The organism is Peribacillus sp. P4_C12 (assembly GCF_056402095.1).
Window position 1 is genome coordinate 1 of record NZ_JBFUIB010000291.1, and the last position, 4639, is coordinate 4639.

Here is a 4639-nt window from a genome sequence, read left to right on the forward strand (position 1 = left end):
GTATATAAGAGTATTGACATTTTTTAAGCTACCGAATTAGTTCTCGGAGGCTTTTTATTTATGTTTCGACTTACCTTAACACCGTCACAACTAATATGGTTGCAAATAATAAAGAAACAACTTCATCATTCTTCTTCTTCATTCTACTTCCCCACTTCCATCCCGTTCCCAAAGTTTACTTCAATAGAACACTCCCAGCTACATAAAAAAAAGCCTCCGATATTCTCTCAGAGGCTTTTTTCATTCATGTTCTGATCACTTTTTAACAGTAACTTTCTTTGACGCACTTACATTTTTCGCTTTATCTTTGGCATAGATATACAAGTTTTTTCCGGCTTTTTGCTTAGAGATTTTGATCGAGAATTTGCCTTTACTCGTTGCTTTGGCAGAGCCGATGACATCGACTATTGGATCACGGATTTCAAATTCTGCTATGCAGTACAGTTATTATTAACCTACTTATAGAATGTAGAGATCCCTTCCTTATCATCACCATAATTATGACAAAAAGACTATACATCCTTTTGGTAGCAATTCATTGTTCGTATTCCTTGCTAATTCTTTCTAACTACCAAAGTATCCCCAGTTTGAAGATTCTCAAGAAGTTTATTAAACTCCATCCTATTATTTTTCTGCCACTTGCTCTTAACACTAAATCGGATTATACTATATGGTAATATTTAACTATAATGTTATTTTATTAAATTTAGAGGAGATAAAATAGTTTCAAATTTACATTTAATAAAGTGCAACTTATTTATTATTAACATAGAGAATTTATCTTTATTATTTGACTTTATTACGATAGACATATTGAATTTCATTTGTATGTAACAAGGTGAAAAGGATCAATAATTTTTATATTTTTTAAGACGCACACTTACAACCTTGAGTAATATTATGGGCTAATATACTAGGAGTTTTTTAGGGGGAATGATGTGAGTGTTAAAAAAAGTTAGCCTATTATTTCTTTTACTCGTACTTGTATGTAGTATTGGGGGTTTTTCTTCTGCATCCGCAGCAGAAAATAAAACAAGTAAGGTTGTCTATTTAACGTTTGACGATGGTCCGAATCAGTACACGCCAACAATTTTAGATATCTTAAAAAAGAAAAAAGCAAAAGCGACCTTTTTTATGATTGAAGGAAATATTAAACGTAATCCAAAAACCGTAAATCGAATGATTAAAGAGGGAAATTATCCTGGGTTACATAGTGTTTCCCATGATGCAAAAAAATTATATAGAGGGAGTTCAAGTAATGTCGCAATCGAAATGGAGAAGACAAGACAAACGTTGTTAAAGGTTTCAAAGTTTGACAGTAAGCTGACTAGAGTTCCATACGGTAGCAAACCCTATATGACAAAACCGTTTCGAGATACCTTAGCCAAAAAGGGGTTCAAAATGTGGGATTGGAATATTGATACACTAGATTGGAAGTATAATAAAACAAACCCTAGCAAGATAACGTCTAACGTTAAAGCAGGTTTGAAAGGAAAAAAAGGTCCAATCGTCATTCTTTTCCACGATTCAAAAGGAACCGCACAACAGCTTCCGGAGATTATTGACTATCTAAGAGCACAAGGGTATAAGGTAGAGGTTTACAATCCAAAAAACCATATTGTCATGAATTTTTGGGAAGATAAAAGATTCTAGGATACCAAAAAAATCGAACACTAACATACATTAAAGTATGAGAGTTCTAACCAAAGGTATCTAACGACCTAGGGTAGCAGATTTCTGAATTTCAAAGAAAAATAGCTTACCATAAATTTAAACTGGTTGATTTAAATAATTCACAAACTTCCTGATAGATTAAGGAAGTTAGACCGCTCCATTTGGGCGGCTTTTTTCATGCAATGAAGAGGTAGTTCCTATACCCCTACTTCCACACCCCTCTCAAAGTTTACTTCACTTAAACAACTATCAGCTATACATAAAAAAAGCCTCCAAGATTCACTCAGAGGCTTTTCATATTCATGTTCTGATCACTTTTTTACAGTAACTTTCTTTGACGCACTTACATTTTTCGCTTTATCTTTGGCATAGATATAGAGGTTTTTCCCGGCTTTTTGTTTAGGGATTTTGACCGAGTATGTGCCTTTACTCGTTGCTTTGGCAGAGCCGATGACTTTTTTAGATGCTTTTACGTATACAGTGGAGTTGGCTTCTGCTTTGCCGGTTACTTTTGTCKTTTTTGTTGTTACTGTATTGACTGACGGTATACTGGGTGCTGTTTTGTCTGCGACGGTGACTTGTTTGACCGAGCTCGTATTTCCTGCCTTGTCGGTTGCTGTTACGGATAGAACTTTACCGGCCTTTTGTTTTTTTGTCATCGTAACGGTGAACTTCCCTGAGCTATTGGACTTTGCTTTTCCAAGCGCAGTGCTGCCCATTTTGACAGTAACGGTAGAGCCTGCTTCCGCTTTGCCAGTTACTTTTGTCGTATTGTCACCGACACTATTTACAGTCGGTTTCGTAGGTGCTGTTTTATCTTCTACCTTAACTGAAACAGGAACACTTTTATTTCCCGCATTATCGACAACTCTAGTATAGATAGTCGTGCCAGCTGTCTGTTTAGCGATTGTCGCTGAAAACGTCTTTTCCCCGTTAATCTTCACTGTGGCGAGTGTTTTTTCATTGGTATAAATGGAAATGGTGCCTGTTTTAAAATCACTTGGAATTTTCCCTTTGATCAACGTATCCTTATCAGAAATCGCCGTCACAGTTGGCCTAGTCAGCGTCTTCATTTCAAGCGCTTTTTTGGCATTCACCCGGCCATTTCCATAGTATATGTCTTTCCCTTTTGTACCTAGGTCAATAGCTGAATCATAGAGACGGTATTCCACCTCATATTTAGAGAGTTTTGGCTCATTGGACCAAATCAGCGCTGCTACACCGGCTACCATAGGCGTAGCCATTGATGTTCCACTCATCCAGCCATATCTATCACCAGGTAAAGTGGAAAGAATATAGTCGCCAGGGGCGGCAATATCGACTGTTGAATGATAGTTGGAATAACTAGTACGCTTATCTTTTGAATCGGTAGCGGCCACAGAAATGACATGACTGTATGCAGCTGGATACACGCGCTGTACACTCTTCCCCATATCTCCTTCATTTCCGGCAGCTGCGACAATCAATAAGCCTTTACTATAAGCCTCTTGGACAGCCTTGTTTAATGCTTCCGAATAACGGGTGTCGCCTAGACTCATATTAATAATGTCTGCCCCTTGCTGAACGGCATAATGAATAGCCTCGATGATATCAGCCGTATCGGCATATTCGCCTTTAAAAACGTTAATCGGCATAATTTTAATGTTAGGTGCAACACCTGTTCCACCTAAGTCATTGTTGGCAGAACCTGCGATGATTCCTGCAATATGTGTTCCATGTTCCCCTACTGGTACGATATTCTTCCGATTGCGTACCGCATCATAGGGATGGTCGATTTTCCCTTTTAAATCTTCGTGATTACGATCAATTCCATCATCAATGATGGCCACGACCATTTCTTTTGAACCCATGGATTTTGTCCATGCAGCTTGTGTACCTAGTGTTTTGTGATGCCACTGGTCTATGTAGGCTGGATCGTTCGGGCTTTCCATCTTCTTAAAAAGATAGTTAGGCTCTGCATATTCTACATTCTTCTGATCTTCAAGTTCCTCGATAAGATTGTCGGTTGTTTCCCCTTTAGGAACATCGACCGTCTCTATTAAATCTCTGATTGGCTCATTGTTCGTCTCTTTATATTTGACAAGAACACCGTCAGTTTGTGGACTCTCTGCAGCTTCTGTCTGATAGCTTGGTAGAATCATAAGTATTAATATAACTGAAAGGCTCAACTGAATGAATTTGTGCATAAAATCACTCCAAAAGTATGATTAAGAATAGATATGGATGAGGTTTGATACTTGAACCAACTCTACTATTATTCCTAATTAGATTGTATACCTAGTGATTTAGATTTACTAACCTTTTCATCTAGTTAAAATAGCTCATTTCTGGCAAAACAAAAAACCGCTATATGCGGTTTAATGTCCTCCTAAATATGCATTCTTGATTTCTTCGCTTGCGGTTAGTTCCTCGGATTTACCGGATAGAACGATTCGGCCTGTTTCTACGACATAGGCTCTGTCCGCGATAGATAGGGCCAAGTTGGCATTTTGTTCGACAAGCAAGATGGTTGTACCGGTTTTATTGATTTCTTCTATAATATTAAAGATTTGTTTTACTAGTAATGGTGCAAGTCCCATAGAAGGCTCGTCCAATAATAGGAGGCGTGGCTTTGCCATAAGGGCTCGGCCCATCGCAAGCATTTGTTGTTCACCTCCGGAAAGAGTTCCCGATTGCTGCTTCAGTCGTTCAAGCAAACGCGGGAATAATTCATAGACTTTCTCCATATCTTGCTTGATGCCTGCTTTATCTTTTCGTAAATAGGCACCGAGCTGAAGGTTTTCTTCCACCGTCATATTCGCGAAGACACGGCGGCCTTCTGGAACATGAGAGATTCCCATTTTCACAATTGATTGTGCGGCTTTTCCGCCGATAGATTGCCCTTCGTACATTATTTTTCCTTGTTTCGGTTTTAATAGGCCGGAAATTGTTTTCAGCATCGTACTTTTCCCTGCACCGTTAGTCC

Annotated in this window: 4 protein-coding genes; 1 reads left to right on the forward strand and 3 read right to left on the reverse strand. The window is 38.4% G+C overall.

The features are described from left to right. Nucleotides 1-255: 255 nt before the first annotated feature. Nucleotides 256-444, reverse strand: a complete 189-nt coding sequence (locus AC1DUW_RS21290; protein WP_477643392.1) for an Ig-like domain-containing protein — start codon at nucleotides 442-444, stop codon at nucleotides 256-258. Between the two features lie 498 nt (nucleotides 445-942). Between AC1DUW_RS21290 and AC1DUW_RS21295 the strand changes: the two genes are divergently transcribed. Beyond that, complete coding sequence (locus AC1DUW_RS21295) at nucleotides 943-1653, forward strand: polysaccharide deacetylase family protein (RefSeq protein ID WP_477643389.1); 711 nt, start codon at nucleotides 943-945, stop codon at nucleotides 1651-1653. A gap of 332 nt (nucleotides 1654-1985) precedes the next feature. On the opposite strand, the gene AC1DUW_RS21300 is transcribed toward AC1DUW_RS21295, so the two are convergent. Further along, nucleotides 1986-3860, reverse strand: coding sequence for a S8 family serine peptidase (locus tag AC1DUW_RS21300; RefSeq protein ID WP_477643390.1), 1875 nt, complete (start codon nucleotides 3858-3860; stop codon nucleotides 1986-1988). Between the two features lie 171 nt (nucleotides 3861-4031). Continuing rightward, nucleotides 4032-4639, reverse strand: a 608-nt coding sequence (locus AC1DUW_RS21305) for an ABC transporter ATP-binding protein (protein WP_477643391.1), incomplete at its 5' end; no start/stop codon positions are given.